8 protein-coding genes are annotated in these 17,258 nt (G+C 53.8%); all 8 read left to right on the top strand.

From position 1 onward, the window contains the following. The first annotated feature begins 25 nt into the window (after positions 1 to 25). The 8 genes from RDU76_07240 (at position 26) to RDU76_07205 (ending at position 17,241) form a co-directional block, all read left to right on the top strand. Positions 26 to 787, top strand: coding sequence for a methyltransferase domain-containing protein (locus RDU76_07240; GenBank protein MDQ7798721.1), 762 nt, complete (start codon positions 26 to 28; stop codon positions 785 to 787). Beyond that, positions 765 to 1,790, top strand: coding sequence for a GNAT family N-acetyltransferase (locus tag RDU76_07235; protein MDQ7798720.1), 1,026 nt, complete (start codon positions 765 to 767; stop codon positions 1,788 to 1,790). The genes RDU76_07240 and RDU76_07235 overlap by 23 nt, the downstream gene beginning before the upstream one ends. After that, entirely contained in the window at positions 1,780 to 3,897 is a 2,118-nt protein-coding gene (locus tag RDU76_07230; GenBank protein ID MDQ7798719.1) for a tetratricopeptide repeat protein, read from the top strand. The genes RDU76_07235 and RDU76_07230 overlap by 11 nt, the downstream gene beginning before the upstream one ends. Before the next feature lie 279 nt (positions 3,898 to 4,176). Continuing rightward, complete coding sequence (locus tag RDU76_07225) at positions 4,177 to 8,187, top strand: immune inhibitor A (protein MDQ7798718.1); 4,011 nt, start codon at positions 4,177 to 4,179, stop codon at positions 8,185 to 8,187. A gap of 95 nt (positions 8,188 to 8,282) precedes the next feature. Then, on the top strand, positions 8,283 to 8,474 hold the full coding sequence (locus RDU76_07220; GenBank protein ID MDQ7798717.1) for a hypothetical protein: 192 nt from the start codon (positions 8,283 to 8,285) through the stop codon (positions 8,472 to 8,474). A 93-nt stretch (positions 8,475 to 8,567) separates the two neighbouring features. Beyond that, a complete protein-coding gene (locus tag RDU76_07215; GenBank protein MDQ7798716.1) occupies positions 8,568 to 10,658 on the top strand; it encodes a tetratricopeptide repeat protein in 2,091 nt (696 codons plus the stop codon). 215 nt (positions 10,659 to 10,873) lie between these two features. Continuing rightward, positions 10,874 to 13,777: a C25 family cysteine peptidase gene (locus RDU76_07210; protein ID MDQ7798715.1), complete on the top strand. Its 2,904-nt coding sequence runs from the start codon at positions 10,874 to 10,876 to the stop codon at positions 13,775 to 13,777. A gap of 605 nt (positions 13,778 to 14,382) precedes the next feature. Beyond that, a complete protein-coding gene (locus RDU76_07205; protein ID MDQ7798714.1) occupies positions 14,383 to 17,241 on the top strand; it encodes a S8 family serine peptidase in 2,859 nt (952 codons plus the stop codon). The last annotated feature ends 17 nt before the right edge of the window (positions 17,242 to 17,258 follow it).

Raw genomic sequence — 17,258 nt, 5'->3', positions numbered from 1 at the left:
CAGATTGAAATCACGGGAGGAATATTTGGAAAAATCGGAAAAATTCTGGCACCGGAAATTCGACCAACTGGCTCTTATGGACATCCCCGATTGGCAGCGTTCAAGTTGGTGGTATGCCTATATCGTTGATAACCAGCGAAAATACCTGAAGCAGAACTTAAGGCGGCATTATCCCCGCGGCCTGAAAAATCTTCTGATTGCTGACCTGGGCTGCGGCCCGGGATTATACTTTGACCAGTTATCGAAACCCGGCTGCAATATGGTGGGTCTTGATTTTTCGCTGAAAGCACTTAAAATAAACCCTCATAGCGATAACCGGCAAATTTGGGGTCTGGTCGGAGGAGATGTGTCTAATTTGCCTTTTAAACCAGGCATCTTTGATGTTATTTTGCTGTTCGGCGTTCTGCAGACAGCAGATGATCCCCGCGAATATATTCGGAGTGTATCAAGGGCAATGAAGCCCGGAGGAATGCTGTTGCTGACAACGTTGCGCCAACACAGCCTTTGGGAATTACCGTTTTGGCCGGTGCACATTTTATTGGCCCGGGGTTATTTCCCTGGTGTAAAAACCAGAGAATCCGCACTGATAAAATCAAAAGAAATCTTGCTCCCTCGGGAGGAGGATGAAAAATATCATCCGTTGAAAAGATATAAACAAATGAGGCTGAAGGATTGGCTGGATAAATCGGGCTTCCATAAAATTCAGTTTAGTTATGACGGTCCGATAACAATGATCCCGCACATCTCAAATTCGGTTATGATCTATGTCAAAGCAGTTAAAAAATAACGCTGAAATAAAGGTATTCGACCGTCCGGATGAACTGCCCGAAGAGTGGGATATGTTATATCGGGCGGATGATATTTTAAACAAAACACCCGTTCTCCGACATCTGTTTTTATACAGCCCCCTGGAACAAAAATATTTTTGGCTGAAGAGACCAGAAAGGAAACCCCTGGCCGGGCCGGTGTGCCGTTCCGAACTTCCCTTTACCGCGGGGCCGATCACTGTTCATCAACCGGCAACCGTTTGTTCCTTGTCAATGCCGTTCAGCACCGATCCGGCGTTTTCAGATATTGGACGGGTTGAAGACGTGGTTGAAGTGATGGGCAGTTTTGGCGGGGGGTTCCAGTTGATAAGCGGGTTTAGTGAGCCTGGGCCGGAGATAGATGGCTGGTCGTGGCGAAGGCATTATCCTACCGTTGATTTTGATGTCAGGTGGGGTTCTTTCGCTGAATATCTTGGGGCCATCCGTTCAGATTATAAATCCAGGGTGACTGATGCATTAAGGATAGGGTGCAAGTTGCGATCCTTAACTATCCCACCCGACAGTCTTGATGAGAAAACGTATTCTTTATATGTAGATGTTGCCCGAAGATATCACTCGATTGTTTTGCCCCGTGAATTTTTTACTAAATTTCCCACTGAAAGTTATATTTTAGGTCTGGAAATGGATACCACCGTCTTGGCCTGGGCTTTCTTGGTACCGCAAGGGAGGTACCTGTATTTCCTTTTTGGCGGGTTTAACGATCGATGGAATGAAGAATTCAGCATATACAACAATCTTTTACTGGCAATAATAAGGTTTTCCATCGAAAATAAATTTGATAAAGTAAATTTGGGCCAGACCGCAGAGTTGAGCAAAATGAGGATTGGGGGCTATCCGCGCGAAAGGTTTCTTCTGGTCAGGCATACTAATTGTCTCATAAATCAAGTAATTAAAAAAACCGATATTTTCAGTTATCGAAAAAAATATCCAACTCCACATGTGTTTAAAAACGATGAAAAATAAAACGGGAATAGAATCTCCTGAAGCAAGTTGCAACTGGCAATGGATGATGGTATTTGCCGTTGTCATCGGTCTGGTCCTGGCCGCCGCCATCTACCCGGCCTCGGATCCCGACCTGTACATCATGCTGGCCACCGGGCGGTATGTGGTCCATACCGGCCAGGCGCCCACCGTTGACCTGTGGAGCCACACCGCCTATGGCCAGCCCTGGCAGATGCACGAATGGTTCTCCAGCCTGGTCTTCTTCGGATTGTTTACGCTGTGGGGCATCAACGGGATAATCCTTTGCAAGGCGTTTCTGCTGGCAGCGGCTTTCGGGTTGGCGCTGTACACCATGAAGCTGAAAGGGGTCTCGCCCCATATTGCTTTTATAACGGCGATCCTGGCCCTGCTGGCATCCAGCTACGGTTTTGGCGAACGGATCCAGATATTTTCGTTCTTCTTCCTGGTGCTGCTCATTTTCTGGCTGGAGCTCAACCGGGCCGGCAGGATAAAGTACTCGCTGTTCCTGTCGGGCTTGCTAGGGCTGATGATCCTGTGGGCCAATGTCCACATGACCTATATGTTCGGGCTCTTCATCATCGGATTGTATCTTTTTGATGAAATCATCTTCGCCTTCCGAAAGAAAGCTTGGGGTCTTATCAAAAAACCGGGTTTTTCCTTTGCCTCTGCCTTTGCCGTCACCGGCCTGAACCCCTACGGGTTTGGCAATATCTGGATGACGTTGAGCTATTACTTCCGGCCGGAGCTGCAAAAGGCAGACACTCAAATAACCGCCACAATCCTGGAATACCAGCCGCTGCTGTCCCCTGGCTTCTCCCGGGAGCCATTGGTCATATACGGGTTGATATGGATCGTGTTTTCGTTCATCGGGGTATTACTGGGCTGGAAAAGACTGAAATTCTCGTTTATCGTTCTTTGGATATTATTCACCTACTGGGCCATCGGTTATGTCCGCTTTCTATGGCTGCAGGTCTTTATCACCCTGATAGGGGTGGGCTGGCACTGGCAGGGGGCTTGGGACACAATATTGCTAAATTTCAAAATTCAAAATGCAAAATGCAAAAAATATGGGAATGTCGCTTTTATAGGGTTGATTGTGGCAGTATTAATAGGGGCGGCCCTGTATCAGCGGACCGGGAAACATTTATGGCAACGGTTTGGACTGGGGTGGAAGCCCCGCATCTACACCGATAAGGGGGTGGATTTTCTGCGGGCAAATATGGACGGCGGCAAGCTATTCAACGATTTCGATATCGGCGGATATTTGCTTTGGAAGCAGATCCCGGTCTTTGTGGACGGCCGAATCGGCCCGTATTTTGGAACCAGCATCATACAGGACCACCATCTTATATACCAGGGCAATTTGGAGCTGATTCATAAATACGGCATAGACTGGATAATACTGGCCTATGGCAAGACCAGCCAGACCGGGACCTTCGACCGGTTGAACCGGCTGATTACCGACAGCGGCCAGTGGGCCCTGGTGTTCTGGGATGACGCCTGCATGATCTATGTCCGCCGAACTCCAAAGTATGCCGGGGTAATAGAAAAATATCAATACCGGTTCGTAAATCCGGCAACGCCCGATTTTGATTCACAGCCCAGGGTCTTTTTGGGCGAATTGACCAGGAAGCTGGATGAGGAACCGATGTCTCTGATGCCACATACCCTGGCCGGCAACTTTTTCTTTTACCATAACGATGTCCAGACGGCTGAGCGCGAGTTCAAGCTGGTCCTGGAAAAGGATCCCTACAATGCGATGATATACAACAACCTGGGAAACGTTTACCTGCGGCAGGGGAAGATAGACCAAGCCATTGCCGCCTACAAGAAGGCGGTCAAATACGACGTCAACTTGGGGCTGACCTACTGCAACTGGGGTTATGTGATGGAGGCCAGAGGGGACACCAAGGAGGCGGTGCGTCTTTATACCATTGCCACCAAGGTCACTCCCAGCGATGCTTGGCCATATAACCGCTTGGGAATAATAGAAATGAAAAGCGGGAACCGGCAAAAGGCCTTTTATTATTGGAGAATAGGTGAATCATTGGATAAAAACTCTGAAGCTGCAATTAGTTTGAGGGAATATTTAAAAAATGGACCGTAAATCGTATGAATTCACAATTTTTAGTGTAATTTATGCGTATCGTTTAACAATATTATAATTAATGAGTTATGTGCTATTGCATGTCTATGTGTAAAATTTGCCTATTGGGATAATTTAATGTTGAAAATAAAAATAAGATTTCCTGTCGTAATAGTTTGTATTGCAATACAATAAAGTTTTTTTAACATCATTATAAATATGGCATAATATATGCATATAAATAATAGCAATAATCTTAAGAAAACTTTAAACAAATATCAATTTTAAAGGAGCACAAAGATGCAGTCAAGGTTCAGATTTCTGGCTTTGGTGTTAGCGGTCATCATGATCGCGGCCATGACCGGAACCAGCTTTGCCATTCCGGCCAATCCCCGGCCGAGAGCTATTACCCAGCCAGACGGCGGTAAGATCCAGGCTGTTTTAAAGGGCGATGAGCATTTTCATTTTGCCGAAGATGCCGATGGGTATTCAATAATTCAGAATAAGGACGGCTGGTGGACCTATGCCAAGCAGGAAAATGGCCTGCTGGTGGCCACCGATCTGATAGTCGGCAAGAGCGAGTGTCCCTTTGTCCGGCATTTACGGCCCAGCTCCGATGCCGTGGCAGCACTGCCCAAGAACGCCAACCGGGTAATCAATTGGTCTACGGAAACGCGACATAAAATGTCCACAGACTTTCTATACGGTCCGAGCGGAACCGAGGACAACCCCACCAAGCTTAATCTCGGGAGAAATTATATGAATGTGGTGCTGGGAGACTTTTCGGACAGCAGCTTTGCTTGGTACGCCGCCACCGAAAAGGCCGGCCAGAACCCCTACAGTCCCTTCCCCTATGACCACAGTGCCGCCAACAACCACGCATTGGCCACTACCAACTGGTTCAACTTTCTGGTCGCCGGAGATTCCATTTCTCCATATGTGCCAGATTCTTCCATAGTTGGTTCTATGAGTAATTTCTATTTTGACTGCAGCTATAGGAGAGACTGGTTTTACGGCGGCGTTTCGCCGGTTATCGCCACCGGAGTGGCCAGGGCCAGCGCCGTCAGCGGCGACGCACCCACTTCAACCTATTACAATGCCGCCCTGACCGGCGCCGATCCCTTTATCGATTACGACCAGAACAATGATCTCGCGCCGGACGGGCTGATCCTGATCCACCCCGGCCCGGGACAGGAGGAATCGAGCGACACCAAGGATATCTGGTCCATGTCTCTAGGGGTGAGCGTTGCCAAGGACGGGGTTACCATTAGAAATCTGATCGTCTGTCCCCAGAACTCGCAGTTGGGCGTGTTCGCCCACGAGATGTTCCATCAGATCGGCGGACCGGATCTGTACGACTACGGCTACTCCGGCACCCCCTGGGGTGAGTGGTCTTTAATGGACAACGGATCCTATAACGGCAGCAAGGGCGGCGACAAGCCGGCCTTCCCCGGCGGCCACCTGGCTTACGATCTTGACGGTGAGCTCACCAACGGCATCAACGGCTGGATGAGCGCCGGAGCGGTCGGCAATTCCGACTCCATATCCAGCCTCTACCGCGGCGACGGGCAGTATACCATTGCCCCGCTGGACTCGGCTGGTGAGGCCCGTCGGGGCAATATCACCAACGGCATCCGTCTGTGGCGGATACGCAACAACGCCTTCCGTGATTCCGGCCAGGTGTTCTTTGTGGAACTGCGCAGCCAGACCAACCCCTATGAGGTGGGCACCACCGAGAGCGGTCTGATCATTACCCATATAGACACCCGGATGGGCGGGGGCAGCCGTTTCAACGACGGTCCGCCAACCGTTCAGCACTATTATTCCTGGGTGGAACAGCCGGGATTCAACCCCAACATCAACTATCTGGCCAACGATTCCAACTTCCCCCGCAATCCCAGCAACGCCTGCTATTCGGCCAACGATTTCTCGGCCGGTGGCTACACCGAGAATGCCATAGACTCGCTGTCCACCCCCCACTGCCTGAGCAACGGCGCGAATGCGGCTGCTCTCGCAGCCAATGGCCCCTGGATCTACGACATTTCGGCCGAGGGCCCCACCATGACCTTCCGGGTGGCCCGCACCGGCATGATCGCCACCACTCCCCAGGTGGGTTATGTATCGGTGGTGGTCAAGGATCCCATCGTGCTGAACACCGCCAACAACAACAACGCCATGCTGGATCCCTGGGAGACCGACACCCTTAAGGTCACCTTCCGCAACACCGGCACCGCCATTACCGCCGGGGCCCGCTGTTCGCTGTATGTGGTCACCGGCGGAGCCTACGTGGAGAGCATTACCGGCGGATTTCAGACAGTAGGCAGCGGAGCATTGGCCACCAACGCCGAGGCCCAGAGCGGACCGTTCGTGGTCAAGATCAAGAAGGACGTTCCCAAGTTCACCGACATCGTGTTCGGAGCGGTATTCCGCAGCACCACTCCGGCCTACAATACCACCAGCAGCTTTGGCCTGAGGGTCAGCGGACTTAAAGTGGTCAAGACCTACGACTTCACCAATATCCGGGTGGGCGGAACCACCTGGGGATACCGGATCCAGCCCTCCTCGGTGGCAGTGTTGGCCGATACGGTATTTATTTCAAATGCCAACCTGGACAACGCCGTAATGCAGACCAGGCTTTACGCCATCAAGAAAAATACCACCAACAACCCGTTGGTGGGCGGAGTAGGCGGCGACACCATCCGCTCCCTGAACAATCATGGTTCATACCAAAATGACGGCCATTACGGCGGCGGTATCGATATCGACAATGCCAAGAACCTGTGGATATCCCTGCAGGATTCCGTCATCCAGACCAATCGGGCCACCACTCATGTATCGGGATTTATGGCCCCCAACTGTTCCTGGAGCGGGACCAATGGATCCGATTACCTCAAAAGGATCAGGGGTATTGCCTTCGGCCCCTCGGTTATCGACACTTTCGGTCCTGATCCCATGGCAGGTGATTCGCTATGGGCCTATTGGCAATACTACACGGTATGGTCGGAATCGGTGATGGTATACAGCAAACCGGCCTCCGGCACCGCGGTCAAGCGCCTGGGCCTAAGCTGGGACGAGCCAGCCTGCAACAATGAGAACACCGAAAACGGCAAATTCGAATTTTGGAACGGCCGGGCTCTGGAATACGACGGCTCCAACATCTGGACCTCCGCGATTTACTATAACTTGTTGTTCCGCCGCAACCCGCTGACCGGCGAAAGATACGAAGCCATGCCTGGGCCGTCCAGCTACGGCGCATACGGCACCTACGGCATGGGCATCGAGGCCACCAACGCCGCCGGCGTTCCCTACGCCCCGGTGGGATCGGCCGCTTTCGTCCGCGGCGCCGCCGGCACCAGGTTCTATCTGTACTGCGCCTCCATGGACGAGGGCAAGATCTACAAGGTGGACATGACCGACTTCGTGCTGCCCACACCTCCGGACAGCGTCAAGGTGACCGACACCGGTGCCGACAATGTGTTGACCTGGTGGAAGGCCAATGACGGAGCCCAGAAGGTGGCCCAGTATATCATCTACCGCCAGGCTCCGGGAAGCACCACTCCGCCCACCTCGGCCAACGAGCTGGTCAGGGTCCAGAATGTTTACGGCGGACCGGCCACTCATACCTACACCGACGTAGGCGCCGGAGCCAAGATCGCCTATGTCTACACCATCAAAACCGTCAACTACTACGGAGAGGGGACCTGGGGCGCCTCGGTGAGCGCTCCGCTGATCCCGGGCGCGGTGGAACTGACCGAGTTCGCCTGCGTCCTATCCGGCGGCAATGCGGTGACCATCAACTGGCAGACCGCCTCCGAGATGGACAACTATAAGTGGGAGCTGGAGCGCTCCGCCGACAACGAGAACTTCACCAATGTCTGGTCCATCGACGTGGACGGGACCAATCCCTACGGCGACAAGTATTCCTACACCGACCAGGTACCGTCGGTGGGGGTGTATTATTACCGCCTGGTAGATATCTCCAAATCCGGCGAGAAGACCTATCACGGACCGATCTCGGTGGTGGTGGGCTCGGTATACGCCATGGCCCAGAATTACCCCAACCCCATCGGGAACCGGCCGACCACCATCAAGTACTCGCTTAAGAATCCCGGCCAGACCAGCCTGAAGATCTACAACCTGCTGGGCGAAGAGGTCAAGACCCTGGTGAACGCCAAACAGGATGCCAACTTCTACACGGTTCACTGGGACGGCAGGGACAACAAGGGGCAGACGGTCTCCAACGGAGTTTACTTCTACAAGCTGAACTCCGGAGAATTCAATGCCACCAAGAAGATGATGGTCTTGAGATAAACCATCCTACCCCGGGGCGGCGTTCCGACATGGACGCCGCCCTTCTTTAAATCAGGCGAACCAAGTTTACAAATCAAAAGATACGAGATGTTATAATGATGGGACCGCGAAAGATGATCGGGGAGATCATGGTCTCCCTGGGCTACGTTTCCATCGAGCACATCAACGAAGCCCGCCGGCGCCAGATGCAGGGCGCCGGGAAGCGGATCGGGGAGTGCCTGGTGGAATTGGGATATATTCAGGAAGAGGAGGTTAAAAGAGCCTTGTCTGTCCAGGGCCGCGATTGATGGCCTCCAAAAAGCCTCCATCTGTTTTAAGGCCTTCTCCGTAATGGAGAAAGCCTTTTTATTTGATTCCACACCATATCGTCCTGACTGTCAATGAAAAATAACTGGAAATGGCTGCTGGCCGGCTGCTCCCTGCTGGTGCTGATCACCGGGCTCTCGCTGACCCCGGTCTCCGACCCCGATCTGTGGATCATGCTGTCCACCGGCCGGCATATTGCCGAAGGCGGGCAGATACCACAGGCTGATCTTTGGAGCCACACAGCCTACGGCCAGCCCTGGGTGATGCACGAATGGCTGCCGTCGCTTATCCTGTACGGCCTGCATAAGATCGCCGGCTTCCCGGGGATCGTGGTATTGAAGATAGTTTTGCTGAACCTGATCTTCTTTATAGCCATGATTGCGGCCCGGGGAAGGGGCTTGAATCCGTTGATAGTTTTACCGGTCATGGTTCTGGCAGCATTGGCCGGACGGATAGGCTTCAGCGAAAGGGTCCAACTGATCACCTTTCTGGCCCTGGCGGCCGAGATCTTCCTGCTGGACCTTTTGGAGCGGGACGGGATATCGGCCAGAGCCTTCCTTATCATCACCGCCGCCGGTTTCATGTTGTGGGCCAATTCCCATCTGGGTCTGATGTCAGGCCTGGTGGTTCTATTCATATACCTACTGGATTCCCTGCTGACCGGTCTTCGCCGGGGACGCTGGGCCAACTTCCGGGTCATGGCCCTGGGATTTTTTATCGCCGGCCTGGCGGTGCTGGCCAACCCCTACGGGCTGTCGCTGGTCAAGCCTTTTTTTAAATTCTATTTCGACCCCCAGCTGATCGAGTTTGACCGGCTGATCTACGGCACCATCCATGAATACACCTCCATCTTTTCTCCTTCCATGATGGGCGACGCCGCGGTAAGATGGGGCCTGGGCTGGATGGCCTTCTCCGCCCTGGGGATCATATTGAATTGGCGCAAATTCAGGTTGTCCAGTCTGCTGTTGTGGCTGGCCTTCTTCTATCTGGCCTTCGATGCCGTAAAATTCCTGCCGCTGTTCGTTTTTGCCACTTTGGGATTCACGGCGGCAAACTGGAGCCAGATACTCACCGGTTTCCCCGCTAAATTATTCCGAAAATATTCCAACCAATTGGCCAAACCGGTCTTCTGGGCGGCCTGTCTGGGTGTCGCTTTAGCCGGAGTCTTGGCCGGCTCCGGATTTGCCGGGAGGCGGGGCGGGGAAAATCCTTTGAAACTGGACAGCCGGGCCTTTCCGGTGGAGGGAGCCAGGTTCGTAAAGGAGAATTTTCCCGATCCGAAGATCCTCAACGACCTCATGGACGGCGGCTATTTGGTTTGGAACAATATCCCGGTCTTCATAGACGGGCGGATGGCGCCCTTCAGATACATCCTGGGGGATTATATCGGGATCATCAAGGGGGATACGGTCCTGCTGGATAAATACCAGGTTGACCTGGCCCTGCTGCGCTATCCCCGCAGCGGGAAATCCCTCAGCGGCCGGCTGCATCAATACCTGTCCGCCAGCAACCAATGGGCCCTGGTGTATTGGGACGATATCTGCCTGGTGTTCGCCAGAAGAATCGAAGGGAACATAGGCCCGATCACTGAATACGAATATAAATTCCTCAACCCGATCTTCCCCGATCCCGCGGCCCCGCCGGATGAACTCCAGCAGGAATTATCCCGGGCGATAGGACAGAATACAGTGATGGTGACGCCGTATCTGGCGGCCTTCAATTATTATTACCAGAGGGACCTGATCATGGCGGAACGATATGTTCGGCAGGGATTGGCCATTGACAGCCGGGATGCCAGCCTGCACAACAATCTGGGCAATATTTATCTGACCAAGGGGCAAAACAGCCAGGCGGTGGAGGAATATTTAAGGGCCATCGTTTTGGATAAAAATATAGCCGAAGCTTATTGCAATATAGGTTATATCCGTGAGATGGAGGGAGACGTTAAAACGGCCGAAAGGTATTACCGGAAGGTTTTAAAGGACATAGATCCGCTGAATATATGGGTCTATAACCGGATGGGTCTGATGCTGATCAACCGGGGCAGACCCCGGGAGGCTGTCATATATCTGTCAAAAGGGGCTGCCATTGATCCTGCTTCGGAGGCCGCTTGGAATTTAAGGAAACTTAGGGCCTTATATCAAAAAGAAAATATACAAAAATAACATGATAACGCAATTATTGCAGACAGTTAACTCGTTGTTATTAAAAATATTAGCTATCAATCCTTGCATGTTATGACAGCTATATGTCAAAGGGATATTTTCTTCGCTTGTATATTATTGATATTCATAGAGTTAGACTTTAAATAAAAATCCCAATATGGTATAATAATTGCATTATAATATAATAAATATAAATTTATACTTGGAGAGGTACGATGGGAAAACATAGATTGTTGATGGTTGGTTTGCTGGTTTCGATCTGCGGAATTTCCTGGGCTGCCAATACCCAGACCATCACCTATAAGGACTCTTGGTCAAAACGCGGCATCAGAGTTAAGAATCAGACCAAGGGCAGCCTTAATTTGGTCTATTCCGTCAACAGCTTCAATTTCGAGGAGAAGGATGTTGAGGGAGCCAAGGCCCAGGCCGTGGTCACCGAAGGTTCGATCCTGCCCATCGGCGCCGGCTATCCCGACCTGCCGGTTATCAGCAATTATGTGGCGGTCCCCAACGGGGCTACCCCCAAGGTAAAGATCCTGTCCTACCGTGAGGAGCGGTTTCAGAATATTGATATCGCCCCGGGCATGGATATACCCACCGAGCAGGACAAGGTGTTCAAGCCCCTGTCTAAAAATTCCGAGGTCTATTCCAAGAATGAATTCTTTCCCAGTGATTTCGTGATCAAATCCCCGGTCCAGAAGATGAGGGGGGTGGATGTCTTCATCCTGTCGCTGGCACCGTTCAGATACAACCCGGTCACCAGGGAGCTGATCGTCCGCCGGGACATGGAGGTCGAGGTCACCTTCGAGGGGGGCAAAGGGGAGTTCGGCGACGACCTGTACCGCCATCCCCTGTTCGAACGGATCCTGCAGCAGAACATCATCAACTACAGCTCATTGGAGCCCACCAGATATTCAGAGATCCACGAGAAGCTGGCCGCCGATGATCCCTCTAAGGAGGCCGGACAGTTCGAATACATCATCATAGTGCCCAACGATCCCATCTTCATCGCCTGGGCCGACACCCTCAAGCTGTTCCGCAAGAAGCAGGGGATCAAGACCGGAATATTCACCACCGCCGAGACCGGCACCACCCCAGATTCCCTGGAAGCCTTCATTGACAATGCTTATAATACCTGGACCACCAAGCCCCTGGCGGTGCTGATGATGTCCGACATAGCCAGCACCACCAAGGCTTTCGGTCTGACCTCGTCCAAGCTGATGCTGCATCCCGCCGGATACCCCCAGTATGTCTCGGACAACGTCTTCGCCGACATCAATATCACCAATGCCGCCTCCACCTGGGATAACGCCGGGGCCCCGGAGCTGGTGTTCGCCCGGATGCCGGCCCAGACCGTCACCCACTGCTCCACCATGGTGCGGAAGATCATCCGGTATGAGACCGCCCCGCCCTCCAGCGCCACCTTTTACAATCTGCCGCTATCGGCGGCCGGCTGGCAGGATGAGCGCTGGTTCGGGATGTGCTCCGAGATCGTCAGGGGCTTTTTGAAGAACAAATTAAGCAAAACCACCCAGCAGCAATATGCATTGGTTGACGCCTCCGGCCCGGTGGGCGGCGACCCCTGGTCCACCACCGATCCCAGCGCTTTGGTGGCGGCCTATGGCCCGGCCGGGGAAAATTACATCGCGGCCACCGTGCCCTCCGGCATGGTCTGGAACACCGGCACCGGGGCCGGTGTGGTGACGGCCGTCAACAATGGCACCTTCATGATCATGCACCGGGACCACGGCATGTACACCGGCTGGGGCGAGCCGGCCTTCACCTCCACCAACATTCCCAGCCTGACCAACACCAACCATCCCTTCGTCTTCTCCATGAACTGCCAGACCGGGGCTTTCCAACAAACCACCACCGGGGGAACTTTCTCCGAGCAGTTCCACCGCAGCCGTTACGGGGCCCTGGGGGTGATGTGTGCCACCGAGGTTTCCTACTCCTTCGTCAACGACGCCCTGATCATGGGGATCATGGACGGAATGTGGCCCACCTTCAACAGCACCAATAACTGGGATGTGCCCAACGCCGGCACCGGCCAGACCTACGACCGCTACACCGAAGATCTTAGGCCGGCCTTCGCCATGGTCTCCGGCAAATGGCACCTGATGACCCAGACCTACACCGACCCGGCCATCCCGGCCGACTACAAGGAATTCACCTGCCATCTGTTCCACGTGTTCGGCGATCCCTTCATGACCTTCTGCTCGCAGCTGCCGGACACCTTCAAATACGTGACCTATAATGCCAACATCAATACCGGCTCCCAGACCTTCAATGTCAACGTCAAGAAGCAGAACAACACCAACGTCCAGGGCGCCCTGGTGGGGCTGTACATGAATGTTCCGGCCAAGGACGGCTCGGCCAAGGCCACCGATATCTGCCTGTCCAAGCTGAGCGACGCCAGCGGGAACGCGTCCTTCACCATCAATCCCGCCAATGCCGGCCAGCTGACGGTGACGGCCACCAAGTCCAATTTCGTCCGGGGCAATTTCGCCTCCACCGTCAGCCTGCCCGGCGCGGTCAGTTTGGCCAGCTTTACCGCCGCGCCATCATCCGGAGGGATATTGCTGTCATGGCAGACCGCCAGCGAAATCAACTGTCAGTCCTGGAGGATCGAACGCTCGACCCAGGCGGACGGGTCCTTCGCCGAGGTTGGCACGGTAAACGGCAACGGCACCGTTTATGAGACCAGCAACTACCAGTTCACCGATGCCTCCATTCCCGCGGTAGGGGAATATTACTTCAAGCTGGTGGAGATCGATGTCTCCGGCAAGGAAACCACCTTCGGGCCGATCCAGGTAAGCTATTCCGGGCCGGCACGGGCAATTGACTATAAGCTGGAGCAAAGCTATCCCAACCCCACCACCGGCAAAGTGGCCATCAGATACTCTTTAAAAGATCCGGGACATACCAGCCTGACGATATACAACATTATGGGCGCCGAAGTGAAGACCCTGGTAAATTCCAGGCAGGCTACCGATAATTATACCGTAAGCTGGAACGGCAGGGATAACAATGGTCGTGAAGTGGCCAAGGGGGTCTATTTTTATAAATTGATCTCGGGCAATTTCAGCGCCACCAGAAAGTTGATGCTTTTAAGGTAATCATTTAACAACATCTTAAAAGGGCGGCGTTCTTTATGAACACCGCCCTTTTATTAACTTGGCAATTGAATAGGGAATAACCCATACTCGTTTTTTGAACGTCCTTGTTGTCATGCGCACCAAAGGCGCATTTCGGCTAAACTTATTTTACTTGCTGTGCTCAACCCGTGAAACTTGTCCCCAACATAGATTGGGGAACTGGCATCCAGGCCTGGATCCCAGCCGGAGTTTATGCTGAATGCAATGAAGTGCTGGAATGACAGGGGAGGGAAGGACAAATTGCTGTCCTTCCTGCCGATGATGTCTGATATAAAAGGGGGCTGGCGGTCTTATTTAATGGCTGGATTTGATGATATATATTTAGCGATAATTCAAAAAAAGAACTTAAATAGGTAAGTAATAGATATTATAATATTTTATAATTAAATTGCAAATATTGCTAATTCTGCAATTAATGCACCGCATTATATTCATATAATTTTAATTTTAGCAAAAAGTCTTTATGATATAATGAGTTAAGATATGTCGGTTATGGCATATTTATTGCTTATATATAAATAAAAGAAAGATATACCAAAATTAAAAAATTAATTAAGGGGATATAAATGCATAAGAAAACTCTGCTGGTCTTAATGGCGCTGCTGGTGGCGGCATCCCTGGCCCTGGCCTCCGATCCCAGCGTCCTGAAATTCAAGATCGGGCATTTCTCTACCGCCAACGGAATGCCCTCCTACGCCAAACTGGGGTTGGAGCGGGCCCCAAAATCCGCCGAGGCCGACTGGTATATAGTCCAGTTCACCGGGCCGGTGGAGGATGCCTGGAGAAGCGAGGTCAGCAAGGCCGGGGGGAAGATCCACAGCGATTACATCCCCAATTACGGGCAGATAGTCAAAATGAACGGCGAGGTCAAATCCAAGGTCGAAAAACTGCCCTTCGTCCAATTCGTGGGCTATTACCAGCCGGCCTTCCGGATCAGCCCGGACCTGCTGTCGGCTCCCGGTTTCTATGAACAGGATGAGCCGGGAAGGATCATCCTGAACATCGCCCTGTTCGAAAAGGAGAATCTGGTCTCCGTCAGCCAAAGGGTGAAGGGCGTCATGGATGTCCGCTGGCTGCAGGAGGGCGGCAACATCATTCAGATATCCCTTCCCTCGGACCTGGCGGTCGAGCTGTCCAAGGAGTTCGCCAATTATCCCGAGGTGTTCTGGGTGGAGCGTTACTTCCAGCCGGTGCTGCACAATGCCTGGAGCCGCTGGATCAACCAGTCTTTGGATTCCACCGGCATGAGGGCGGCGGCCGATTCCTGGAAGTCGAAATTGACCATGAACACGGCCGACGATTCCCTGAAAATGCCGATCTACAAACGGGGGCTGTACGGCCAGGGCCAGATCGTGGGGGACGACGACACCGGAATGGACTGGGACAACATCTATTTCCGGGATGCCTCATTGAAACCGGTCTACGACAAGGACAAGGACACCATCTGCGAGGCCACCAACGCCCACCGCAAGATCGTGGCCTACAACGTCCATTCCGACACCTTTGACCTCACCTCATCGGGCCACGGCAGCCATACCAGCGGCTCAATCGGAGCCGACAGCCTGGGCTGGCTGACCACTCAGGCCTCGCTGCCCCGGGCCATGGGCATGGCCCCCAAGTGCCGGATAGCCTTCACCGACATCGGAGGGGCCAGCGACGCCCTGATCCTGCCCACCGATTATTCCGACATTTACCTGTGGGCCTACAACGCCGGGGCCCGGATCCACTCCTCCTCCTGGGGGCAGAGCGCCGGCGGCTCTTCGGCCTACACCCTTAACTGCCAGCAGCTGGACCAGGTGGCCTGGACCCACAAGAATTATGCCATGTTTCGCTCGGCCGGCAACTCCAACACCTCGGGTGACCGGGTCAACAGCCCGGCCACAGGCAAGAACATCATCTGCGTGGGCGCCAGCGAAGCGGGGTTCGGGGATGGAAGCACTTGGGCTGTCAACGGTGGAGCCAGCCGTAATGAACTTTTAGATATGGCCGAGTTCTCATCCCACGGCCCGACCGACGAAGGGCTTAGAAGGCCGACCCTGGTGGGCGCCGGCGGTTGGAATATCTGGTCGGTGGATTCCGACGGTTTGTTGACCACCAACAACACCGGTATTTACCCCATGGGCGGTACCTCCATGTCCACCCCCACCATGGCCGGGATGGGGGCCCTGGTGCGGCAGTATCTTACCGAGGGCTGGTATCCCACCGGGACCAAGGTGCCGGCCAACGCCATCGCCAACCCCTCGGGATCCCTGATCAAGGCCATAATGATGCTGGCCACCAGGAATTTTAACGGGGCCTACAGCATCGACGCCGTCGGCCAGACCGGTACCCAGAACCTTCCCTCCCAGGGCCAGGGCTGGGGAGGGGTGGTGCTGGACGATGCCCTGTTCTTTGCCGGCGACGCCAGAAGGACGGCCCTGGAGGATGCCATCGCCGGTTTCAGCTCTTCCGGACAGAGCAAGACCTTTACCGTGACCACCGGCACCTCCGGTACCCAGACCCTCAAGTTCGTCCTGTCATATTTCGATTATCCCGGTACCCCCGGGGCCACCGACATCACCGTCAACGACCTGGACCTGACGGTCACCGGAGGAGGGAACACCTATTACGGGAATGTCTTCGGCCAGCCGGCCAGCAACGGCTTCTCCATCACCGGCGGGGCCCATGACACCGTGAACTGCGAGGAAGTGGTCTGGCTGCCGGCTTCGGCCACCAAGGCCAGTGTCACCTATACGGTGACCGTGAACGCCCGGGCCATCAACAACGGCCCGCAGCCCTATGTGCTGACCGTGGCCGGCGATATTGCAGCTTCCACAGGGTTTACCATATCGCCCAATGCCGTGGAGATGACCTCCTTCAGCGCCATGGCCGTCAATAACACGGTCGAGGTACGCTGGCGGACCGAGAGCGAGAAGGACTGCGATTTTTGGCTGATAGAGCGGTCAACCGCCGAAGACGGTAATTTTGCCGAGGTGGGAAAAGTTGCCGGACACCTAAGCAGCAACGAGCCTCATCAGTACGTCTATACCGATGCTTCCGATCTGCAGACGGGCATATATTACTACCGTCTGGCCGAGGTGGATCTGAGCGGTGCCAGAACCTACTACGGGCCGATGCTGGTGGAGTACGGGGGCCGGGACCTGCCCTTGAGCTACCGCCTGGAGAAGGCCTATCCCAATCCGGCGGCCTCCGGCGTTACCATCAGGTATGCTTTGAAGAACACCGGCCGGACCTCGATCAAGGTCTACAACGTGCTGGGGCAGGAGGTGCGGACCCTGGCGGACGGCATCCAGCCGGCCGGGCATTACAGCCTGCCGTGGGACGGTAAGGATTCCCGGGGCCAAAAGGCGGCCAATGGGGTTTATCTGTATAAGATGACCTCCGGGGATTTCTCGGCCACCCAGAAGGTGATGATCTTAAGGTAAAACTAAATTTTATAAAA

This window comes from Candidatus Edwardsbacteria bacterium, from assembly GCA_031082425.1.
GTDB lineage: Bacteria > Edwardsbacteria > AC1 > AC1 > EtOH8 > UBA2226.
Note: the sequence above shows the minus strand (reverse complement) of the source record. Positions and strands in the feature narration are given on the sequence as shown.